This is a genomic window from Dyella tabacisoli (genome assembly GCF_003350925.1).
Taxonomy (GTDB): Bacteria; Pseudomonadota; Gammaproteobacteria; order Xanthomonadales; family Rhodanobacteraceae; genus Dyella_C; species Dyella_C tabacisoli.
In genome coordinates, this window is the sequence record NZ_KZ857175.1 from 555,178 (window position 1) to 575,440 (window position 20,263).

Here is a 20,263-nt window from a genome sequence, read left to right on the forward strand (position 1 = left end):
AAAATCAGGCCGTACAAAATCAGAACGGCGCCGGCGAAGGTCCGTAGTAAGACGTCAGCAATTGGGCTACCGCGGGTTCGCTGCGTTGCAAAAGGCCTGGTTGCGACCAGTGCATCTCGCTGACCACCGCGAAGAATTCGTCAGCGCCTTCGGCGGCATAGGGGTCGATCAGGGTTTCACGCCCGCGGCTGGTCTCGGCAACCAGGTCATCGTAGGCGCGCTGAAAAGTGTTGATCCAGACGCGCCGCACGATGCCGGGCGGCAAGGGCGGCACGCCGTCGGCCGGGCCGTCCAGCATGTCCAGCTTGTGCGCCATCTCGTGGATGATGACGTTGTAGCCATCCCAGGGTTGCTCCAGGTCCAGCCAGACATCGGTGAGTGACAGCACCAGTGGGCCGTGCTCCCACGCCTCGCCAATCAACACGTCTTCGGCTTCACTGACCACGCCGCTGCGTTCGTCATGATGGCTGCGGCGCACCTTGAACTCACCGGGGTAGATCAGCACTTCGTTCCAGCCGCGCAAGGCACGTACGCCTTGTTGCAGCGCCGGCAAGCAGGCTTGCATCGCTATCAGCAGGCGCAGGCGTTCATCCAGCTCGGCTCCAGCCAGGGCATGGAAGCGCTTGCGGGCAAGAAAGACCGTGGCCAATTGCCGAAGTGCGGCTTGTCGGGTGGGGTCCAGGCGAAGCGCCAACGGACAGGCTGCCAAGGCTCGGCGCCACAACGGATCAGGGATGGCGGGAGGTTCGAACTGCGACCGAAAACGTCGCCACCAGTCACTCGGCGTCAAAGACAGTTACTGAATCGAGCCGGGAAGCAAGGATTGCCAGCCCAGGCTGAGTCGGCGCCCGCTGGGGGTGGCCGGTGAATTGCTGTGCGAGCCGCCATCGCTGTTGCCGGCCGAAGGCGGGCCGACCTGGGGCGCCACTTCGTGCCCGATATACGTGGCATCGCCACCGTTGCTGTTGTCTTTGGCCGGGGTGCAATCAGTGCTTGAGTGCTGCGCAGCGGCCATATCCTGGGTGTCCGCTTCCATGGCCGTTGCGGCATGGATGCCGACGACGCAGAGAGCACATCCGAGCAGTAACCGCTTGACACTCATGGCAAGCCAACCCCTGGACCCATAAGTCGAGCAAGAGATCCTGGCAGAAACGATGGCGGGATGCCAGTGCTCCCCAGGGATGCTCTGATCTATGGGGCGTGGGCGGCATGAGGCCTATAAGGCTCGCAACCCGCTTCCCACAGGGACTTTCTTCGGTTGCTGTCCGGCGCCGGAATTAGGTGGCTCTCTTGGCAAGCCGGGCTAGAATCCGCCCATGTATAAGACTCATGATTTCCTCGGCGCAAGCCATCGCGCAGCTCTGTTTCTCCCCCCAGGCACGGCACGCTGATGCAGGCACGACAATTGCTTTCCACGCTGGCCGGCGGCGAGGCCATTTCGGGTGCGGCGTTGGCCGAGCGCGAAGGGGTGACGCGCGCCGCGATCTGGAAACAGGTGGAGGCGCTGCGTACTCGCGGCGTGCCGATCGAAGCTCGCGGCACGGCCGGTTATCGCCTGCCTTGGTCGGTACAGATGCTCGATGAACAGGCTATCCGGGCGGCTTTGCCAGCCACGGTAGGCAAGCGACTGGGCATGCTGGAGCTGCATTGGGAGCTGGACTCTACCTCCAGCGAGTTACAGCGCCGCATCGTGGAAATCACCGATTTGAGCATGGTGCTGGCCGAAACGCAGAGTGCCGGCCGTGGTCGCCGTGGCCGCCCGTGGTTGTCGCCGCCAGGGCTGAATCTTTATCTGTCTTGCCTCAAGCGGTTTGACTCCGGTTTCGCCTCTTTGTCTGGGCTATCACTGGCGATTGGGGTGATCGTGCTGCGCGCGCTCAATACATTAGGTGTCGCTGGCGCCGGGTTGAAGTGGCCCAACGATGTGCTCGCGGCCGATGGCAAGCTGGGCGGCATCCTGGTCGAGCTCAGCGGTGAATACCAAGGCCCTTGTGCAGCAGTCATCGGCATTGGCCTCAATTTGCGCCTGACTGCGCAACTGCGCGAGCAAGCCGGGCAGCCGAGTACGGATCTCGCAAGCCTGTGTGGAGGTACGCCGCCGGACCGTAACCGCGCTGCGGCGGCCTTGATCGCGGCACTGGTCGAGGGCCTGAGCGAATTTGAACACAATGGCTTCGAGGGCTTCGTCGAGGAGTACGCCCAGCATGATTTGCTGCGCGGCAAATCGCTGCGTTTGCATGGTGCGCTGGGCGAACTTGACGGTACCGGTGCGGGGGTGGATGCACGTGGCGCCCTGCTGCTGCAAACGGAAACCGGGCTGCGCCAGATCGACAGTGCCGACGTTACGGTTCGACGCGTATGAGTCCGTCGAGATTGCTCCTGGATCTGGGCAATACGCGATTGAAGTGGGTGCTGCAAAGCGCCTCGGTTGAGGTGGCACGCGGCGCGGTGGCCTGGAGTGACGATGTCGGCACCATTCTGGCTGATGACTGGCGCGGCTTACCCGCGCCGCAGCAGGTATGGGGTGCTTCGGTCGTCGATGCGGCGCGAGAAGCGTTGGTCGCGTCCATCATCAGCACCCGCTATGCGCAATCGGCTTACTGGCTGCGCACCCCTGCCGAAGCCTGTGGGGTGCGCAATGCTTACGCTGAGCCGGAGCGGCTGGGCGTCGATCGTTTTCTGGCGATGGTGGCTGCCTATGACCAGGGACGTGCGCCTTGTGTGCTGGTCGGGGTGGGTACCGCGTTGACCTTGGATGCGCTGGCCGCCGATGGTCGTCATCTGGGCGGCTTGATCGCGCCAGGCCCGCAGTTGATGCAGCAGTCGCTGCTGGGCGCCACCGCTCGCGTGCGGCCGGAGCGACCTGGGCTGGTGCTGGATGCGGCCGATAACACGGCCGATGCCGTGGCTTCCGGCTGCTGGCAGGCCGCCGCGGCGCTGGTCGAGCGCTTTATGGCGCGAATGACGCCCAAACTCGGTGGTGCCATGGCTATTAACCTCGGCGGCGGCGATGCGGAGCAATTGCTGCCCTTGTTGACGCAGCCCGCGCAGTTGCTGCCAGATGGGGTGTTGCGTGGCTTGGCGGTGTGGGCAAATGCACATACATCGGCGATGTCATCTCCTTAGACTCCTACCTATAACTTCCGCCCCGGCTCAGGCTGGCTGCATGTGGATCGCCGATGTTTCTGCGCCTGCTCTTCGTTCTATTGATTGCATTCAATATCGCCGTGGGCGCCTGGCTGTGGCTCGGACAGGACGATGCCCATGGCCGCAGCGCCACCGATCCTGACGTGCCTGCCTTGAAGCTGCTGTCGGAGCGTCCCGTGGCTCCGGCAGCGACGGTGGGGGCTGCCATGGCGTCTGGTACGAGTGCGCCAACCTCGGCTCCAGCACCCGCGCAGGCGGTGGCCGCCCCCGTCGCCGCGCCGGTGCCGCCGTCCCGTCCCAACAGTTACACCTGCACGGCCTTGGGGCCGTTCGCTACGCAGGTGGATTTGCGCAATGCCCGCACTGCGCTGGGCGCGCAGGCGGTACGCATGCGTTCGCGCCAAGAGCAAACCACGCAGACGCGTGGTTGGTGGGTCCATTTGCCGTCCAGCGGCAGCCGCGACCGGGCGCTTGAGCAGGCCCGCAAACTCAGCGCCGCGAACATTGGCGACTATTTCGTGGTGAGTTCGGGCGATCAGTCGAACACGATTTCGCTTGGCCTGTTCAAGGATCCGGCCAATGCGCGCAAGCGCCGCGACGAAGTAGTCGCCAGCGGCTTCCCCGCGCAAATGATCGAACGCACCGAGACCGTGCCCGAATATTGGCTGGATCTGGCGATTGCCGACAATGCGCATTTCGATTGGCGCACGCGTATCCGCAGCGGCGTGGGCTCGCACAGCACCGGGTGTTTTTGAATGTCTTGCCTGCTAAACTGCGCGGCCCATGCGCCGGCATAGCTCAGTTGGTAGAGCAACCGCCTTGTAAGCGGTAGGTCCCCAGTTCGAATCCGGGTGCCGGCACCATGGATTTAGCGCGCAATGCGCAAGGGGCTGCGCCATGGCGCCTCCGAATGCCCTGTCCAGGCAGCAGCCGATGCGGTAACGGCTTAAACGGTTCCTGTAGACTTGGACTGATGAATAGCGAGCAATTCGGGGTCTCGTTGGCGTTTTTCGCATGAGAAGCCCTCGACAAACATGGCGTTCTATCGTGTTGACCGCGTTTGTATGCATGACCTGCGTGCAGATGGCGGTAGCCGCCGATGCGCCCGTGGCGATCACGACGCTGGTGCAAGCGCAGCGCGCCGGTGAGGCGCCGCTACTGCTGGACGTGCGCCACAGCGATGAATATCGCGATGGTCATATTGCCGATGCATTGAATATTCCGGTCGAGCAATTGGCCGAGCGTTATACGGCGCTGGGTGTGCCGCGTGATCGCGAGATCGTGGTCTATTGCGTATCCGGCCGTCGCGCTGCACATGCGCAGGAAATACTGCAGGCACAGGGTTACAGCCATGTGCGACTGCTCGAAGGCAGCATGAATGCGTGGCGGCAGCAGCGGTTGCCGTTGGTACGCGAGAGCGCGGAGCCTTCCCCCCAAACCGTTCCCTGAAACCTCGTATTCCGAGGTACGCAGATATCCAGACAGACTGAGGAAGCATGGGCAAGCAGGTTATTTCCCTGATTGGTGTCCCCACCGATATCGGTGCAGGCCATCGCGGCGCTTCGATGGGGCCGGAGGCTTTGCGCGTGGCAAAGTTGGCCGAGAAGTTGACGCGGCGTGGGCTGGAGGTGGTCGATCGCGGCAATCTGCAGGGGCCGATGAATCCGTGGCTGCCGCCAGAGAATGGTTATCGCCACTTGCCCGAGGTGGTTGCCTGGAATACGGCGGTTTATACGGCTATTTATGAAGAGCTCAATGCGGGCCGTCTGCCGATCATGCTGGGTGGCGATCATTGCCTGGCGATAGGTTCGATCACCGCCGTGGCGCGTTACTGCCGTGAGCAGGGCAAAAAACTGCGCGTGCTGTGGCTGGACGCGCATGCCGACTTCAATACCGCCCAAGTTACGCCGTCGGGCAATATCCACGGCATGCCGGTGGCTTGCCTGTGCGGGCAGGGGCCGCAGGCGTTGACCGAGCTGGGCGGCAGTTCACCTACGGTAACGCCCGATGTATTCCGTCAGATCGGTATTCGCTCGGTGGATGAGGGGGAGAAGCGTCTGGTGCGCGAAGCCAGAATTACCATTCACGATATGCGCCATATCGATGAGGCTGGCGTCAAACGGGTCATGGAGGAGGCGCTGGCGGGTATCGATGACGATACCCACGTGCATGTCAGCTTTGATGTCGATTTTCTCGATCCGAGCATTGCGCCAGGTGTGGGTACGACGGTGCGCGGCGGTCCCAACTACCGCGAGGCGCAGTTGTGCATGGAAATGATCGCCGATGCGGGTCGCGTCGCTTCGGTTGACATCGTTGAGCTGAATCCTGCGTTCGACAAGCGCAATCAGACGGCGCGTCTGGCGGTGGATCTCATCGAATCGTTGTTCGGCAAGTCCACCCTTATTCGTTAAACACCTAAGAATAAAGTCAACGATATGCAGACTCGTGTACTAACCGGCATCACCACCACCGGCACCCCGCATCTTGGCAATTACGTGGGGGCGATTCGCCCGGCGGTTGCCGCCAGCCGTCGCGCCGATGTGGATGCGTTTTATTTCATGGCCGATTTCCACGCGCTAATCAAAAGCGATGATCCGGCGCGCATCGCGCGTTCTCGGCTGGAGATCGCCGCGACCTGGTTGGCCGCCGGCCTCGATCCGCAGCGCGTAACGTTTTACCGGCAGTCTGATATCCCGGAAATTCCCGAGCTGACCTGGTTTCTTACCTGTGTTACCGGCAAGGGTTTGCTCAACCGCGCGCATGCCTATAAAGCCGCCGTCGACAAAAACGTCGAAACGGGCGAGGACGCCGATGCCGGTGTTACCGCGGGCTTGTATATGTATCCCGTGTTGATGGCGGCCGACATTCTCGCGTTTAATGCAAACAAGGTGCCCGTGGGGCGCGATCAGATTCAGCACATCGAGATGGCGCGCGACATCGCGCAGCGTTTCAATCATATCTACGGTCGCGAGTTTCTGGTGCTGCCCGAAGCACTGATCGAGGAGCAGGTGGCGACCTTGCCCGGCCTGGACGGACGCAAGATGTCCAAGAGCTACGACAACACCATTCCGTTGTTTGCCGGCGGGCAGAAGCATTTGCGTGAAACGATCATGCGTATCGTCACCGATTCGCGCCTGCCGGGTGAACCCAAAGACCCGGATAGCTCTGCTGTGTTCACTATCTTTCAAGCCTTCGCCAGCGAGGCGGAGACCGCGGCATTCCGTAAGGCGCTTGAGGACGGTATCGGCTGGGGCGAGGCCAAGCAGTTGTTGTTCGAGCGAATCGAAACTGATGTGGCGCCCATGCGCGAGCGCTATGAAGCGTTGATTGCCAAGCCGGCAGCCATTGATGAGATCTTGCGTGAAGGTGCGCGTAAAGCACGCATGATCTCGGCGCCTCATATTGCCGAATTGCGTCATGCGATCGGTATGGGTTCGGGGGCTGCGCTCAGTGCGCCTGCCGCGAAAGCGGCCACGAAGACGGACAAAATGCCGCGCATCGCCAGTTTCCGCGATGACGATGGTAGCTTCCGTTTTCGCTTGTTCTCCGCGGAGGGCGAGGAGTTGCTGCTATCCAAATCGTTTGCCGATCCGAAAGCTGCCGGCGTCGTGCAAAAGCGTTTGAAGAGTCTCGGTGCCGTGGCTGCCGCGCTGTCTGTGCGAGCGCATGGCGTGGCGCTGGGCATCGACGGTGAAGAGATCGCCAGTACTCCCGATTACCGCGATGAGCCGGCACGTGACGAAGCCATCGCGCGATTGCGTGAGGCACTGGATCAGCTCGCCGCCCAGGATTAAATGCGGCGAGCACCGACAGGCTCTTAAACCATGCGTTATCTCGCCATCCTGTTGCTTGCACCTTGGTTGTTGATATTGGGGTGGGCCTATTGGGCTTATCCCAAAAGTTTGCCGCGCACATCCGCACGGCGGGTATTTGATTTCGTGATGTTATTGCTCGCCGCATTGGCATCGGTACTTTGCGCCGTGATGGGGTACGAGGCGGCGACCGTGCCGGCCCCGGTGGGTGAGTTCGGCCCGTCGAGCGGTGCTATCTGGCAGCAGGTCTTGCCTGCGCTTTATGGCTACGGTGCTTGTATCGTCGTGTTGCTGGTGGCGATGATCGTTCGCCATATGATCTGGCGTCGTAACAGGCTTTAAGTTCTTTTTGTATTCACCCGCACGAACGTTGGGATGTCCGATGAACCATGCAGCGCTGCAGAATTTTCTGATTCGCTTGTTCGAGCGACATGACGTCGAGTTGCAGCCGGACGAAGACTGGCTGATAACCGATGACGATTTTCCGGCGATCCGCGCGTCCTGGCATGAAGGCAAGGCCGGCGAGCCCGGTCGGTTGGATATTGACGTGGCGCTCAGTGAAGAGCGCTGCATCGAGGAGAGTTTTGCCGGTTCCGGTGAAGGTGAGGCAGCCTGCCAGGACGCATTGAATCGTTTCGTGCAAAGCGATTTCTATGTCTTGCTCGCGGCGTGCTGGTACGTCACTGACGATCGCAAGATGCGGCTGGCGAGCTGGGATATCGGTGTGCGCAGTTGGGATGTTTTTATCGGGCCTGCCTCAGTGCAAGGTGCCGACATTGCAGCGCCGGAAATGGCCGGAGTGTTGGCCGATGCGATGAAGAACGAATCGCTGACCGCCGAAGCGCATTGGGTTCGCATCTTCTATCGCCGTGGCGACGATGGTGCGGTGGACGTAGAGACTTTACTCGACAACGCGCCCTGGCCCGCCGGCGATCGCGCCATGCTGTCGCTGACTTGGCCGGTGGCCGAGCAGGCCTATCGGGTAAGGGCTTTCGTCGTACTGGACATCCGCGATTACTAAGCCGATGGCCAAGGCCGGTTACTAAGGTCAGTTATTAAGGCAGTTTCAATGTGTGCGCACGCCTTGCCTCATAGGCTTTCAGGTGTGCGTAGACGATATGCAGCAGTGGTGTCTCGCCATGAGCACGTTCGATCAGGTCGCCAATCACATGATCGGCTTCCGTGACGCGTCCGCTCTCTAGGTCGCGCAACATCGATGCGGTCAGCGTGGAGCCCGGCTCGGTGAGCATATGGCGTGCACGCTGCAAGACCCCCTCGTTGGGTCTATGGTCTGCTTGTTCGGCCACGCCGAGACAGTCTTCAAGCAAGCGCAGGGTGGTCGCGGTGCCGCCGGGTGCTGCGGCGATGTCGCCTACGCAGGCACGCATCAGGCAGGTGATGCCGGCGAGGGTGGCCAGGAACACCCATTTGTCCCACATGTCTTGCAAGATCGTGGTGCTGGCGCGTGGCGTGAAACGCGCATCCGCCATGGTTTGCGCGATGGTGCGAATGCGCTCGGAATCGGCGCCGTCGCGTTCGCCGAAACTCAGGCTATGCGAGGTGTTGAGGTGCTGAATAACGCCTGCGGCATCGAGGGTGGCGGCGATGATGCATTGCCCGCCAAGCACGCGCTGCGGCCCGAAGCGGGTATCGAGCAGATCGAGATGACGCATGCCGTTCAATAGGGGCAAGATCGTGCTGTGCGGACCAACGGCGGGCGCGATGTCCTCCATGACGCTTTGCAGGTCGTAGGCTTTGCAGCTCAACAAAACCAGATCGTAAGCGTCGTGCAGTTCAGTGGCGAGTACGGTGGGCGGTGCGGGCAGGGTCACATCACCGGTGCTGCTGCGTATCATCAATCCATCGCGCGCCAGCGATGCGGCACGGCCAGGGCGCACCAGGAACGTGACATCGCGGCCGCTTTCCAGCAAGCGCCCGCCGAAATAACCACCGGTGGCGCCGGCGCCGACGATAAGAATACGCACTTGTCCAATCTCCTTTTTTGCTACCCCACGCGGCCACGCCGTGATGAGTGGGGCGTGCTTATTTCCACTGGTTGAGATGCGGGCCAAATGTTTTGCGCTGCGACTTCACTACGCAGAAGCGATGGCCGCTCGGCGCTTCCATCACCCACCAACGTTCGCGCACGAAAGCGATGCGCTTGGCGCCGAGTTGTTCCAGTCGAGCGGCTTCGGCTTCGAGATCATCGGTTTCGATATCCAGGTGCAGGCGGCTATCGTGCCCGACCTTTTGCAGCAGGATGATGGGCTCATCGGCGGCGGTTTCGAGTTCGGCGTATTTACCGTCGCCGTCCTGATCGAGCGTGACGATCGGTTTGCCGAGTGCCTTGCTCCAGAACGTGGCCGCTTCGGCCAAGTCATCGGTATGGCAGTCGAGTACCAGGGTGCTTAGGCGGCTGTGATGCATGGCGCGATCCCGTCGATGGAGGATTGCAAGGAGCTGCCAATACCCCACTCCCAAACCCCCAGCCCTGCATTGCATGCAGGGCTGGGGTCGGAGTGGATCAGTTCGGCAGCGCCAAATCGTCGAGCAGCGCCTTGAGGAAGCGCGCAGCTTCGCCGCCGGTGGCGGCGCGGTGATCGAAGGTCAACGAGATGGGCATGCGGCGATGCACTTCGATGCCGCCCATGACGGCAACCACGTCGTGGCACAGTTTGCCGGCACCGACGATGGCGACGGTCGGCGGTACGACCACTGGTGTCGCATAGCGACCGGCGAACATGCCGAAGTTGGACAGGCTGATGGTGTAGCCGGACAGCTCCGAGGCGGGGATCGAGCGATCCTCCACCTGCGTGCGCAGACGCTTGATGGCGGCACGCACGCCAGCGGCGTCGAGTACGTCGGCATTGCGCAATGCGGGTACGAACAGGCCGTCGTCGGTGTCCACGGCGATGCCGATGTCCACGTGCGGGTGCAGGGTACGGGTAAGGTTTTTGCCGTCGAACCATGCGTTCAAGGCCGGCACCGCTTTGCAGCCGGCGACGATCGAGCGGATCAAGCGCGCGGTGATGTCTTGCTTGCCGATCCATGCATGCAAGTCGGCGTCGTCGACCAGGGTGGTCGGTACGACGTTGGCATGGGCTTCAGCCATCACTCGCGCCATATTGCGGCGCACGCCTTTGAGCTGTTCCGGCTGACCGCTGGCCTGGACGCTGGGTGGTGCTGTGCGCACCGGTTTGCCGGCGAGCGACACTGGGGTGCGGGCTGCTTCGGGCTGCGGTAGTTCGGGCGCCAGATGACGACCCGCGGAGGCCGGCACGGCGCGAGCCGCGGCGACGCCGAGGGTGGCCGAACCGTTGGCGGCCGCGTCTTTCACGTCCTTCATGGTCACCACGCCGCCATCGCCGCTGGGGCGCACGCGGGCGAGATCGACCTTGAGCTTTTTCGCCAATGCGCGCACGGCCGGTACGGCCTTCACGCCGCCAACGCTGCTGGCTTGCTCGACGTGCACGTGATTGCCGCTGACCATCGCGCCGACCACGGTGCCCTCGTCTTCACGATCGGCGGTGGCTTTGGCGGGTGCGGCAGCCTTTGGCTCTTCGGTCTTTTTCGGGCCGTGATGATGACCGGTGGATTCGGCCTCGGCGCGCTGTTTGGCGTTCGGGTCGGGTGCGAACTCGGCCAGTGCCGCGCCGGTTTCGATGATGTCGCCGGCGGCGCCATGCAGCTTGGTGACTTTGCCGGTGTACGGCGAGGGCACATCGACGACGGCCTTGGCCGTTTCCATCGATACGAGTGGGGCGTCGAGCTTGATGTCGTCACCCACTTTCACGTGCCACTCGACGACGGTCGCATCGGGCAGGCCTTCGCCGAGGTCGGGCAGGTAGAACGTTTTGATATCAGCCATGTTCGGATATCCGCAATGTGTGGTTAATCGTTGTCTCCCTCCCCTGCGTGCAGCAGGGGAGGGCTGGGGTGGGGGCTACCCCCTCCCGGCCTCCCCCTGCTAGGCAAGGGGAGGGGAAAAGAGCATCAGCTTGCCGCTAGCGTACGCTTGGCCGCGTCAACCACGCGCTCCACGCTCGGCATGTATTTCATTTCCAGGCGGAACAGCGGGATGTGCGTATCGAAGCCAGTCACCCGCTCGACCGGCGCAAGCAGGTCGTAGATGCATTCCTCGGCGAGGCGTGCGGCGATTTCGGCGCCGAAGCCGGCGGTCTTGGGGGCTTCGTGCACGATCACGCAGCGGCCGGTTTTCTGTACCGATTCGGCGATGGTGTCGAAATCCAGCGGCGTCAGCGTGGCGACGTCGATCACCTCGGCGCTGATGCCGTCTTTAGCCAGCTCGTCGGCCGCTTCCAGGGCCTCCTTTACCTGCGCGCCCCAGGTCACCAGGGTCACGTCGGTGCCGTCGCGCAGCACGAAGCACACGTCGAGCGGTAAGGCCTCGCCGTCATCGGGCACTTCTTCTTTGTACTGGCGGTAGATGCGCTTGGGCTCGAAGAACATCACCGGATCGGGGTCGCGGATGGCCGCCAGCAGCAGGCCATAGGCACGGGCCGGCGAGGATGGCATCACCACGCGCAGGCCGGGGATGTTGGTGAACAGATGCTCGTTCGCCTCGGAGTGGTGCTCAGGAGCGCGGATACCGCCGCCCCAGGGGGCGCGGAATACGGCCGGCACGGTGATGCGGCCGCGGGTGCGGTTGCGCAGGCGCGCGGCGTGGCAGGCGATCTGCTCCATCATCGGATAGATGAAGCCTTCGAACTGTGCTTCGGCGACCGGCTTCATGCCCTGCGCGGCCATGCCGACGGTGACACCGGCGATGGTGGTTTCATCCAACGGCGTGTCGAGCACGCGCAGTTCGCCGAACTGCTCTTGCAGGCCCTGGGTGGCGCGGAACACGCCGCCGTTGACGCCAACGTCTTCACCCAGCACCACGACGCTGTCGTCGTGCTTCATTTCGTAGGCAAGCGCCTGGGTAACGGCTTCGATAAGTGTGATTTGTGCCATGGCTCAGTGCCCCTTGGATTCGAGCGAGAGGACGTAGTCGCGCTGTTTAGCGAGATCGGCGGGGACTTCGGCGAAGGTGTAGTCGAACATCGCCGTGACCGGCTGGGTCTTGGTTTCGAGGTAAGCGTTCACCTCGTTATCCATCCACTCGTCGCACTCGGCCTTCCAGGTTTCTTCCTTGGCGTCGTCCCACACGCCCTTGGCGACCAGCCAGTTGCGCAGGCGCTTCATCGGCTCTCGGGCCCAAGCGTCTTTCACTTCTTGTTCGCCACGATAGCGGCGCGCATCGTCGGCGGTGGTGTGATCGCCAAGGCGGTAGGTCACCGCCTCGATCACGCTGCCGCCCTGGCCGCTGCGGGCGCGCTCAAGCGCGTCTTCCATCGCCTTGCGTACGGCGATGATGTCGTTGCCGTCCACCTGGATCGAAAACAGGCCGGCAGCGATGCCCTTCTGTGCCAGGGTAGGGGCGCCGGTCTGGATCTTGCGCGGCACCGAGATCGCCCACTGGTTGTTGACGATCACGGCCACCATCGGCAGGTTCTGCGCGCCGACGATGTTGATGGCACCGTAGAAGTCGCCCTTGGACGAGCCGCCGTCACCGATGGTGCAAACCGCCACGCGCGGCTCTTTGCGGATCTTGAACGCCAGTGCGGAGCCAGCCGCATGCAAGCACTGCGTAGCGATCGGCACCGACCAGGCGAAGTCGTGGCGGGCCGGTTCGTTCTGGTAGTCGTTGCCGCGCTCGTCGCCGCCCCAGTACATATAGACCTCACGCGGCTGCACGCCGCGATACAACTGCGCGCCGTATTCGCGATAGCTCGGTGCCAGCACGTCTTCGGGCTTCATGGCGCTGCCGATACCGATATGGGCCGCTTCATGGCCCAGGCAACTGGCATAGGTGCCGAGCTTGCCGGTGCGCTGCAAGGCGACCGACTTGGCATCGAACACACGGGTGGACAGCATCAGTTTGTATAGCTCAACCATGTGGTTGAGATCGTTGGCGAAGGCTGGCAGGTCATCACGGACCTGGTTGCCCTCGGCATCGAGGTATTGCAGATATTCGATTTCGAATTTAGCTGCGATGGACACGACTCGCTCCCGGAAAGGGTAAGGGGGGTAAACGGTGCGGGGGAGGCGCAGCCCATCCAGTGGGGCCGAGCGCGCAGGAGACTCCCTGCCGGAACCTGTGCCGACATGCGAACAGGCTCCTACAAACCTTGCTTGATAACAGGCGTCTATGTTGCGCCGCAAGGTACGGTGCAGCATGCGCGGGTGTACGGAGCTACCTTTCACAACAGGTAACATGCGTTTTTTGTGGGTAGAAAAACCAGCATGAGCGAGAACCAGCGCGACCTTGAGGCCGGCATAGAACTCGACCTGAACGGGCGCCTGACCTATGGGGGCTACCTGCGCCTGGACGGGCTGCTTTCCGCGCAGCAGCCACGGAGCCAGCCGCCGCATCACGACGAAATGCTGTTCATCGTGCAGCATCAGGTCGCCGAGCTGTGGATGAAGCTCATCATTCATGAGCTGAAAGCGGCGATTGCGCATCTGCAGTGCGATGAGCTGGACCCATGCCTGAAAATCCTCGCCCGCGTGAAGCAGGTGCAGCGCCAGCTATTCGAGCAATGGGCGGTGCTGGAGACCCTGACGCCGGCCGAATACCTGGAGTTTCGCGATGTGCTCGGGCCATCGTCAGGCTTTCAGTCGCTGCAGTACCGGCAGATCGAGTTTCTGCTGGGCAATAAGAACGCCCAGATGCTGCAAGTTTTTGCGTACGACCCTGGCGCTCAGGAGGCGCTGCGGACCGTGCTGGAAGCGCCGAGCCTGTACGACGAATGCCTGCGCTATCTCGCCCGCCGCGGCCACGCCGTACCTGCGCAGTTGCTGGAACGCGACTGGACCAAGCCCTACCAGCGCAACGAGGGATTGCTGCCCGCGCTTAAGCGTATCTACGAGGATCGGGCGGGTTTCTGGCCGGAATATCACATGTGCGAGCAATTGGTCGACGTCGAAGAGAGTTTCCAGCTATGGCGTTTCCGCCATATGAAAACCGTGGAACGGATCATCGGACATCGTCGTGGCACGGGCGGTTCCTCCGGCGTGGCGTTCTTGAAGAAGGCGCTCGACCTGGAGTTTTTCCCTGAGCTATTAGAAGTACGCACGGTGTTAGGGACGCTCTGACCTATTGGACGCAGGCGTCACCGTAGCTGTCTGCTCGCAGATCACAGGTGCGTTGGTGAAGGCAGCCTGGCTGGCTGTCGAGCCAGCGCACCGAAGATATGTGGGCAGACAGCTACGGCCCCAACGTATTAAATCTCATGAGGGGGTGATGCCCAGAAGGCCCGCAGCCTGTGCCGCTCGGCTTGGCAAGAGAGCCACTCTTCCCTGCGCCGAACAGCCCAGCCTGCGGGCCTTCTGGACATCATGCCGCCTACGCCCAATAGGTCAGAACGTCCCTAAGAACCTGACTGTGTGCTGCACCGCATTTGACGCCAACCGGGTTTGCCGGGTACATCTTGGGTTCACCATTTCTGGTCCGCACTTGGACTGGCGGCCAATATTCCAAGGGAACGCATGAGCGACAACACTATGACCGCGGCACCGCCGGTGCCGGATTACCCCGAGACATTAGGCCATCCACGACCCTTGTGGATGCTGTTCATGACCGAGTTCTGGGAGCGTTTTGCGTTCTACGGCATCCGTTGGGCGCTGGTGCTCTACATCGTCTCGCAGTTCTATGGCGGCGATCCTTCGGGCCAGGCGTTTGCCAGCCGCACCTATGGCGCTTACCTGGCCCTGGTCTATGCGGCGGCGATTTTCGGCGGCTATATCGCCGATCGCGTGCTTGGCTACCAGCGTTCGATCCTGGTGGGCGCGGCGGTGATGACGATCGGCCTGTTCGCCATCGCGGTACCGAACAAGGAGGTGTTCGAATTCGGTCTGGCTACGATCATTGTCGGCAATGGCCTGTTCAAGCCGAACATTTCGACCATGGTGGGCAAGCTCTACGGGGTGGCCGATGGCCGTCGCGATAGTGGTTTCACCATCTTCTACATGGGCATCAATCTCGGTGCGATGATCTCGCCGGTGTTGACCGAATATCTGGCCAAGGTCATGTTCGGCACTGATGCCATGCCCAGCTACAAGTATGTGTTCATCGCCTCGGGCGTGGGCATGTTAATCAGTCTGTTCTGGTTCTGGTTTGGCCGTCGCGGTCTCAAGGACGTTGGCCTGCCGCCGGTGGGCGGCGAGAACCCGATGCGCGTGGTTTACGTTCTCGCCGGCATGCTGGTGGGCGTGCCAGTGATTTATCTGCTGCTCGCCGCGGGCGCCGGATTCCTGCAGGGGGTGCTGAGCATCCTGTTTGTCGCGTTGTCCACCCTGCTGCTGGTAGAGGGCATCCGCAACGGCCGCGTAGCCCGCGACCGGGTGATCGCGATGCTTATCATCTTTGTCTTCAACGTGATGTTCTGGATGTTCTTCGAGCAGGCAGGTAGCTCATTCACCTTCCTTGCCGACGAGATCGTCAATCGCCAGTTCGGCAGCTTCAATTTCCCGACTGCCTGGTTCCAGTCGGTGAACTCGATCGGAATCATCGTGATGGCGCCGATGATCGCGTGGATCTGGGTGCGCATGAAGAGCCGTAATCCATCGATTTCGCGCAAGTTCGGTCTTGGCCTCATCTTCAACGGGTTGGCTTTTCTGCTGCTGATGTTCGCACTGTCCAGCTTGGTCAGCGATGCCGGCAAGATCCCGTTCTGGACCCTGTTCATGGTCTACGTCATCCAGTCTGTCGGTGAGCTGTGCCTGTCGCCTATCGGCTTGTCGATGGTGACTAAGCTGGCGCCGGTACGGCTGGTCGGCTTCGGCATGGGTGGCTGGTTTCTGTCCACCGGTATCGGCAACAACTTGTCCGGTATTTTTGCCGGCCACGTCAGTGGCGAAAGCGGCATGACGGTGAAGTCGGCGCTCAGTGGCTACACCTTTGGCTTCTGGGCGTTGATGGGCGCCGGCGTGTTGCTGTTTCTGATCGCTCCGCTCATCAGCAAGCTGATGCATGGGGTGAAGTGATTTAAGAGCGGGGAACGGGGGATAGGGAACGGGGAATGGTTGGGTGGCAGTAAGCTGTATTTGTCGCTTTGCCTCGTACTCTGTTCTCTGTTCCTTGGTGCTATGCGATTTACACCGTTTGCTTATCGGTGGTGTGAATCGTTGGGGAGGGCTTGATGGGGTGGGTGAGCGGGGTTTATCCGTTCCCCGTTCCCCGTTCCCTGTTCCCCCGATCCCGCAGCAGCTTGTCCAGAATCCGCTGCAGCCACATTTGTTCTTCCGGCTCCAGGCGCGCCAATAGCTCACGCTCGTGTGCCCGCGCCAATGGCGCCACCTCGTCATGAACCTTCCAGCCGGCTTCGGTGAGGCCCAGCACAGAGCGGCGCTTGTCGCCGTCGTGGGTGTCCCGGCTGACTCGCCCGGCTTCGACTAATCGCGCCAGGGCCCGGCTTACGGCCACCTTGTCCATCGCGGTGCGCTCGGCTACTTCACGCGCAGACAGGCCCTCGAAGCGCGCCAGTACGGCCATGACTCGCCATTCGGTCACGCTCAGGTCGTGGCGTTGCTGGTAGTCGTTGGCAATGCCCTGGCTGACGGTGTTGGACAAGATCGACAGCCGGTAAGGCAGGAAATTTTCCAGCTCCAATGGGGCGTGATCGAGATGTTGGTGAGGGCTCACTGTTGCAACGCTCCTTGCAATTGGTTTCACATGTAACTATAACGCGTACTTACCCCGGGTGGCCGCATGCTTATGCGTGCCAGTCATTGTGTACTGATCTTTAGGAGATCCCCTATGAGCGCGCAGCCCAATCTTGGCATGCAGGTCACCACCTTTGAAAACCCTACGGGCATCGACGGCTTCGAATTTGTCGAGTTTGCCGCGCCCAAGGGCCATGCCGCCCAATTGCACACGCTGTTTGAGCGCATGGGATTCAGCGCCGTACTCAAGCACAAAACACGGCCGATTACGGTGTATCGCCAGGGTGGCGTCAACTTTCTTATCAACGAAGATCCGAACTCATTCGCAGCCGAATTCGCCCAGGCTCACGGCCCCTGCGCCTGCGGTTTCGCGATCCGTTTCAAAAAGCCTTCCGCCGAGGTGCTTGCCACCGTGATCGGCAATGGGGGCGAGGCGATCAGCCAACTGGAGTCCAGCAAGGCGGTGAACGCACCGGTGGTGAAAGGCATCGGCGATTGCATGCTGTATCTGATCGATCGCTATGGCAGCGCCGGCAGCATCTATGACGCTGACTATGAGCCGATCGCCGGCGCGGATCAGAACCCCAATGGTTTCGGTCTGACCTTCATCGACCATCTCACGCACAACCTCTACTTCGGCAATATGCAGAAGTGGTCGAATTATTACGAGCGCCTGTTCAACTTCCGCGAAATTCGCTATTTCGACATCAAGGGCGCCAAGACTGGCCTGGTGTCCAAGGCCATGACCGCACCGGATGGCATCGTGCGCATTCCGTTGAACGAGTCGAGCGATCCGAAGTCGCAGATCAACGAATACCTCGATGCCTACCATGGCGAAGGCATTCAGCACATCGCCTGCTTCACCGACGACATCTACGAGACCGTGGAAGCGATGCGTGCCAAGGGCGTGGAATTTCTCGATACGCCCGACAGCTATTTCGAAGTGATCGACATGCGCGTGCCCAATCACGGCGAGGACGTACCGCGTCTGGCCAAGAATAAGATCCTGATCGATGCCGATCTGGAAACCAAGCAACGCAAGCTGTTGCAGATCTTCACCCAGAATGCGATTGGCCCGATCTTTTTCGAGATCATCCAGCGCAAAGGCAACGAAGGATTCGGCGAAGGCAATTTCCAGGCCTTGTTCGAAAGCATCGAGCGCGACCAGATAAAGCGCGGCGTCCTATAAATTTGGCATGTAAATTTGGCATCAGGGTCCCTCTCCCGCAGGGAGGGGGTTACGGAACGAAGAGCGATGACTGCGATGCAATCTCTCCATGACTCATCCGGCAGGTATCAAACCGGCTTCGGCAACGAGTTCGCCAGCGAGGCGATTCCCGGTGTCTTGCCTACGGGACAGAACTCGCCACAGCAAGTGGCTCATGGTCTGTACGCAGAGCAGTTGACCGGTACGGCATTCACCGCGCCGCGCCATTGCAATCAACGTAGCTGGCTGTATCGGATTCGCCCGGCCGCGATGCACAAACCGTTCGAGCCGCTAGCGCATGCGACGTTTCATAACCGCTTTGACGAAGCGCCGGCCACGCCGAACCAGTTGCGTTGGGATCCGTGGCCGCTGCCCAGCGCAGCCACCGACTTCGTCGATGGCCTGGTGACGCTGGCCGGCAACGGCAGTGCGGCGGAGCAGGCAGGTTGCGGCATCCACATCTATGCCGCCAACCGCTCGATGCAGGGTCGTTTTTTCTACGATGCCGATGGCGAGTTGCTGATCGTGCCGCAGCAGGGCCGCTTGCGCCTGGCTACCGAACTTGGGGTGCTGGAGCTCAAGCCGCTGGACATCGCGGTGATTCCCCGTGGCGTGCGTTTCCGTGTCGAGTTGCTGGATGGCGAGGCACGCGGCTATGTCTGCGAAAACTTCGGGGCTCTATTGCGCCTGCCCGATCTGGGGCCGATCGGCGCAAACAGCATGGCGTTGCCGCGCGACTTCCTCACGCCGCAGGCCGCCTATGAAGATATCGAAGGCGAGTTCGAGCTGATCGCCAAATTCCAAGGTGCTTTGTGGAAGGCGCGTATCGGCCACTCGCCGTTGGATGTGGTCGCTTGGCACGGTAACTACGCGCCCTACAAATACGACCTTACGCGATTCAACACGGTCGGCTCGATCAGCGTCGATCACCCCGATCCGTCGATCTTCACGGTGTTGAGTTCGCCCAGCGATACCCCAGGTACGGCGAATATCGATTTCGTGATTTTTCCGCCGCGCTGGCTGGTCGCCGAACACACCTTCCGGCCGCCGTACTTTCACCGTAACGTGGCGAGTGAGTTCATGGGCCTGATCGAGGGTGCCTATGACGCCAAGGCCGGTGGTTTCGTACCCGGTGGCGCCAGCCTGCACAACTGCATGAGCGGGCATGGCCCCGATGCCGGCACATTCGAGAAGGCCAGCACGGCTGTATTGAATGATGCGGACCATTTGACCGGCACCATGGCTTTCATGTTCGAGACGCGTAAAGTGATCCGGCCAACCAGGCAGGCGCTCGATGCACCGCAGCTACAGCACAATTACTACGAATGCTGGCAAGGCATTCGTAAACATTTCGATTCGGAGCGAAGTGCATGAAATTAGCAAGTCTCAAGGAAGGCGGCCGCGACGGCACGCTGATTGTCGTCAGCCGTGACCTCGCGCATGCGGTCCGCGCCAACGGTATTGCCGCGACTCTGCAGGCTGCGCTGGACGACTGGTCCAACATCGCGCCGCGGCTTAATGCGCTGTATGCCGAACTCAATGATGGCAAGGCAGCCGATGCGTTTGCCGTGGATTTCAACAAGTTTGCCGCACCGTTGCCGCGCGCCTTTGAGTTCGTCGATGGCAGCGCCTACTTGCCCCATGTTGAGCGTGTGCGCCGTGCGCGTGGCGCCGAGGTGCCGGAAAGCTTTTATACCGATCCCTTGATGTATCAGGCCGTGAGTGCCGGTTTCATCGGTCCGCGCGATCCGGTCGTCGTGGTCAGCGAGGACTACGGCATCGACCTGGAGGCCGAGGTGGTCGTGGTCACCGACGACGTGCCGATGGCGGTAACGCCGGTACAGGCGGCAGGGCATATCCAGTTGATCGGCTTGATTAACGATGTGTCGTTGCGTGGTTTGATCCCCGCCGAACTGCTTAAAGGTTTTGGTTTTCTGCAATCCAAGCCGCGCTCGGCCTTATCGCCGGTGCTGGTCACGCCCGATGAATTGGGCGATAGCTGGCAGGGCGAGAAACTGCATCTGCCGATGCGTACCTGGATCAACGGCAAATGGTTTGGCGCGGCCGAGTGCGGCGTGGACATGCAATTCAGCTTTGCCGAGTTGGTCGCCCACGCAGCCAAGACCCGGCCACTGACGGCGGGCACCATTGTCGGCTCCGGCACCATTGCCAACGAAGATACCGGCACGGGTGCCTCCTGCCTGGCCGAGCAACGTGTGGTGGAGACATTGCGCGACGGTAAGCCGAGTACGCCTTTCCTCAAGTTTGGCGACAGTCTGCGTATCGAGATCACCGATCACGATGGGGCATCGATTTTCGGTGCGATCGAGCAAAGCATCACGCCGCTGGTCAAGTGACTCGTTAGCAGCCC

The 20,263-nt window shown here is 61.4% G+C and carries 21 protein-coding genes and 1 tRNA gene; 14 read left to right on the forward strand and 8 right to left on the reverse strand.

Annotated elements, in window-relative coordinates; genetic code table 11:
- Positions 1 to 19 precede the first annotated feature (19 nt).
- Complete coding sequence (locus tag DVJ77_RS09390; RefSeq protein ID WP_114845205.1) at positions 20 to 790, reverse strand: M90 family metallopeptidase; 771 nt, start codon at positions 788 to 790, stop codon at positions 20 to 22.
- A 6-nt stretch (positions 791 to 796) separates the two neighbouring features.
- The gene (locus DVJ77_RS09395; RefSeq protein WP_114845206.1) at positions 797 to 1,102 is read right to left on the reverse strand and encodes a hypothetical protein; all 306 of its coding nucleotides are present in this window, start codon (positions 1,100 to 1,102) and stop codon (positions 797 to 799) included.
- Positions 1,103 to 1,390: 288 nt separating this feature from the next.
- On the opposite strand from DVJ77_RS09395, the gene DVJ77_RS09400 reads away from it, so the two are divergent.
- The 9 genes from DVJ77_RS09400 to DVJ77_RS09440 all read left to right on the forward strand — a co-directional run bounded on the left by DVJ77_RS09400 (position 1,391) and on the right by DVJ77_RS09440 (position 7,980).
- Positions 1,391 to 2,362: a biotin--[acetyl-CoA-carboxylase] ligase gene (locus DVJ77_RS09400; RefSeq protein WP_114845207.1), complete on the forward strand. Its 972-nt coding sequence runs from the start codon at positions 1,391 to 1,393 to the stop codon at positions 2,360 to 2,362.
- Positions 2,359 to 3,126 carry a type III pantothenate kinase gene (locus DVJ77_RS09405; RefSeq protein ID WP_114845208.1) on the forward strand — a complete coding sequence of 256 codons (768 nt, stop codon included), beginning with the start codon at positions 2,359 to 2,361 and terminating at the stop codon, positions 3,124 to 3,126. Before DVJ77_RS09400 ends, DVJ77_RS09405 begins: the two co-directional genes overlap by 4 nt.
- A 53-nt stretch (positions 3,127 to 3,179) precedes the next feature.
- Positions 3,180 to 3,902 (forward strand): SPOR domain-containing protein, encoded by a 723-nt coding sequence (locus DVJ77_RS09410; protein ID WP_114845209.1) that lies wholly within the window; start codon positions 3,180 to 3,182, stop codon positions 3,900 to 3,902.
- A gap of 32 nt (positions 3,903 to 3,934) precedes the next feature.
- Positions 3,935 to 4,010: transfer RNA gene (locus DVJ77_RS09415), tRNA-Thr, on the forward strand.
- 184 nt (positions 4,011 to 4,194) lie between these two features.
- Positions 4,195 to 4,596 carry a rhodanese-like domain-containing protein gene (locus tag DVJ77_RS09420; RefSeq protein WP_162791427.1) on the forward strand — a complete coding sequence of 134 codons (402 nt, stop codon included), beginning with the start codon at positions 4,195 to 4,197 and terminating at the stop codon, positions 4,594 to 4,596.
- A 47-nt stretch (positions 4,597 to 4,643) separates the two neighbouring features.
- Positions 4,644 to 5,558, forward strand: coding sequence for an arginase (gene rocF, locus DVJ77_RS09425; RefSeq protein ID WP_114845211.1), 915 nt, complete (start codon positions 4,644 to 4,646; stop codon positions 5,556 to 5,558).
- A gap of 24 nt (positions 5,559 to 5,582) precedes the next feature.
- The gene (locus DVJ77_RS09430) at positions 5,583 to 6,941 is read left to right on the forward strand and encodes a tryptophan--tRNA ligase (RefSeq protein WP_114845212.1); all 1,359 of its coding nucleotides are present in this window, start codon (positions 5,583 to 5,585) and stop codon (positions 6,939 to 6,941) included.
- 30 nt (positions 6,942 to 6,971) lie between these two features.
- On the forward strand, positions 6,972 to 7,301 hold the full coding sequence (locus DVJ77_RS09435; RefSeq protein ID WP_114845213.1) for a hypothetical protein: 330 nt from the start codon (positions 6,972 to 6,974) through the stop codon (positions 7,299 to 7,301).
- 40 nt (positions 7,302 to 7,341) lie between these two features.
- Positions 7,342 to 7,980, forward strand: coding sequence for a DUF6348 family protein (locus DVJ77_RS09440; protein WP_114845214.1), 639 nt, complete (start codon positions 7,342 to 7,344; stop codon positions 7,978 to 7,980).
- 34 nt (positions 7,981 to 8,014) lie between these two features.
- Here the strand turns inward: DVJ77_RS09440 and panE are convergent, their stop codons facing one another.
- The 5 genes from panE to pdhA all read right to left on the reverse strand — a co-directional run bounded on the left by panE (position 8,015) and on the right by pdhA (position 13,022).
- On the reverse strand, positions 8,015 to 8,944 hold the full coding sequence (gene panE / locus DVJ77_RS09445) for a 2-dehydropantoate 2-reductase (protein ID WP_114845215.1): 930 nt from the start codon (positions 8,942 to 8,944) through the stop codon (positions 8,015 to 8,017).
- A gap of 58 nt (positions 8,945 to 9,002) precedes the next feature.
- Entirely contained in the window at positions 9,003 to 9,386 is a 384-nt protein-coding gene (locus tag DVJ77_RS09450) for a VOC family protein (protein ID WP_114845216.1), read from the reverse strand.
- A 97-nt stretch (positions 9,387 to 9,483) separates the two neighbouring features.
- The gene (locus DVJ77_RS09455) at positions 9,484 to 10,827 is read right to left on the reverse strand and encodes a dihydrolipoamide acetyltransferase family protein (protein ID WP_114845217.1); all 1,344 of its coding nucleotides are present in this window, start codon (positions 10,825 to 10,827) and stop codon (positions 9,484 to 9,486) included.
- 125 nt (positions 10,828 to 10,952) lie between these two features.
- Positions 10,953 to 11,933, reverse strand: coding sequence for an alpha-ketoacid dehydrogenase subunit beta (locus tag DVJ77_RS09460; protein ID WP_114845218.1), 981 nt, complete (start codon positions 11,931 to 11,933; stop codon positions 10,953 to 10,955).
- Positions 11,934 to 11,936: 3 nt separating this feature from the next.
- Complete coding sequence (gene pdhA, locus DVJ77_RS09465; protein ID WP_114845219.1) at positions 11,937 to 13,022, reverse strand: pyruvate dehydrogenase (acetyl-transferring) E1 component subunit alpha; 1,086 nt, start codon at positions 13,020 to 13,022, stop codon at positions 11,937 to 11,939.
- Between the two features lie 243 nt (positions 13,023 to 13,265).
- Here pdhA and DVJ77_RS09470 point away from each other — a divergent pair, with 243 nt between their 5' ends.
- Both DVJ77_RS09470 and DVJ77_RS09475 read left to right on the forward strand, forming a co-directional pair.
- Positions 13,266 to 14,117 carry a tryptophan 2,3-dioxygenase gene (locus DVJ77_RS09470; RefSeq protein WP_114845220.1) on the forward strand — a complete coding sequence of 284 codons (852 nt, stop codon included), beginning with the start codon at positions 13,266 to 13,268 and terminating at the stop codon, positions 14,115 to 14,117.
- 393 nt (positions 14,118 to 14,510) lie between these two features.
- Positions 14,511 to 16,007, forward strand: a complete 1,497-nt coding sequence (locus DVJ77_RS09475; protein WP_114845221.1) for a peptide MFS transporter — start codon at positions 14,511 to 14,513, stop codon at positions 16,005 to 16,007.
- A gap of 175 nt (positions 16,008 to 16,182) precedes the next feature.
- On the opposite strand, the gene DVJ77_RS09480 is transcribed toward DVJ77_RS09475, so the two are convergent.
- Entirely contained in the window at positions 16,183 to 16,665 is a 483-nt protein-coding gene (locus tag DVJ77_RS09480; RefSeq protein ID WP_114845222.1) for a MarR family winged helix-turn-helix transcriptional regulator, read from the reverse strand.
- A gap of 114 nt (positions 16,666 to 16,779) precedes the next feature.
- Here DVJ77_RS09480 and hppD point away from each other — a divergent pair, with 114 nt between their 5' ends.
- The 3 genes from hppD (at position 16,780) to DVJ77_RS09495 (ending at position 20,249) form a co-directional block, all read left to right on the forward strand.
- Entirely contained in the window at positions 16,780 to 17,874 is a 1,095-nt protein-coding gene (gene hppD / locus DVJ77_RS09485) for a 4-hydroxyphenylpyruvate dioxygenase (RefSeq protein WP_191983679.1), read from the forward strand.
- A gap of 75 nt (positions 17,875 to 17,949) precedes the next feature.
- The gene (hmgA, locus tag DVJ77_RS09490; protein WP_114845327.1) at positions 17,950 to 19,266 is read left to right on the forward strand and encodes a homogentisate 1,2-dioxygenase; all 1,317 of its coding nucleotides are present in this window, start codon (positions 17,950 to 17,952) and stop codon (positions 19,264 to 19,266) included.
- Positions 19,263 to 20,249 carry a fumarylacetoacetate hydrolase family protein gene (locus DVJ77_RS09495; RefSeq protein WP_114845223.1) on the forward strand — a complete coding sequence of 329 codons (987 nt, stop codon included), beginning with the start codon at positions 19,263 to 19,265 and terminating at the stop codon, positions 20,247 to 20,249. Before hmgA ends, DVJ77_RS09495 begins: the two co-directional genes overlap by 4 nt.
- The last annotated feature ends 14 nt before the right edge of the window (positions 20,250 to 20,263 follow it).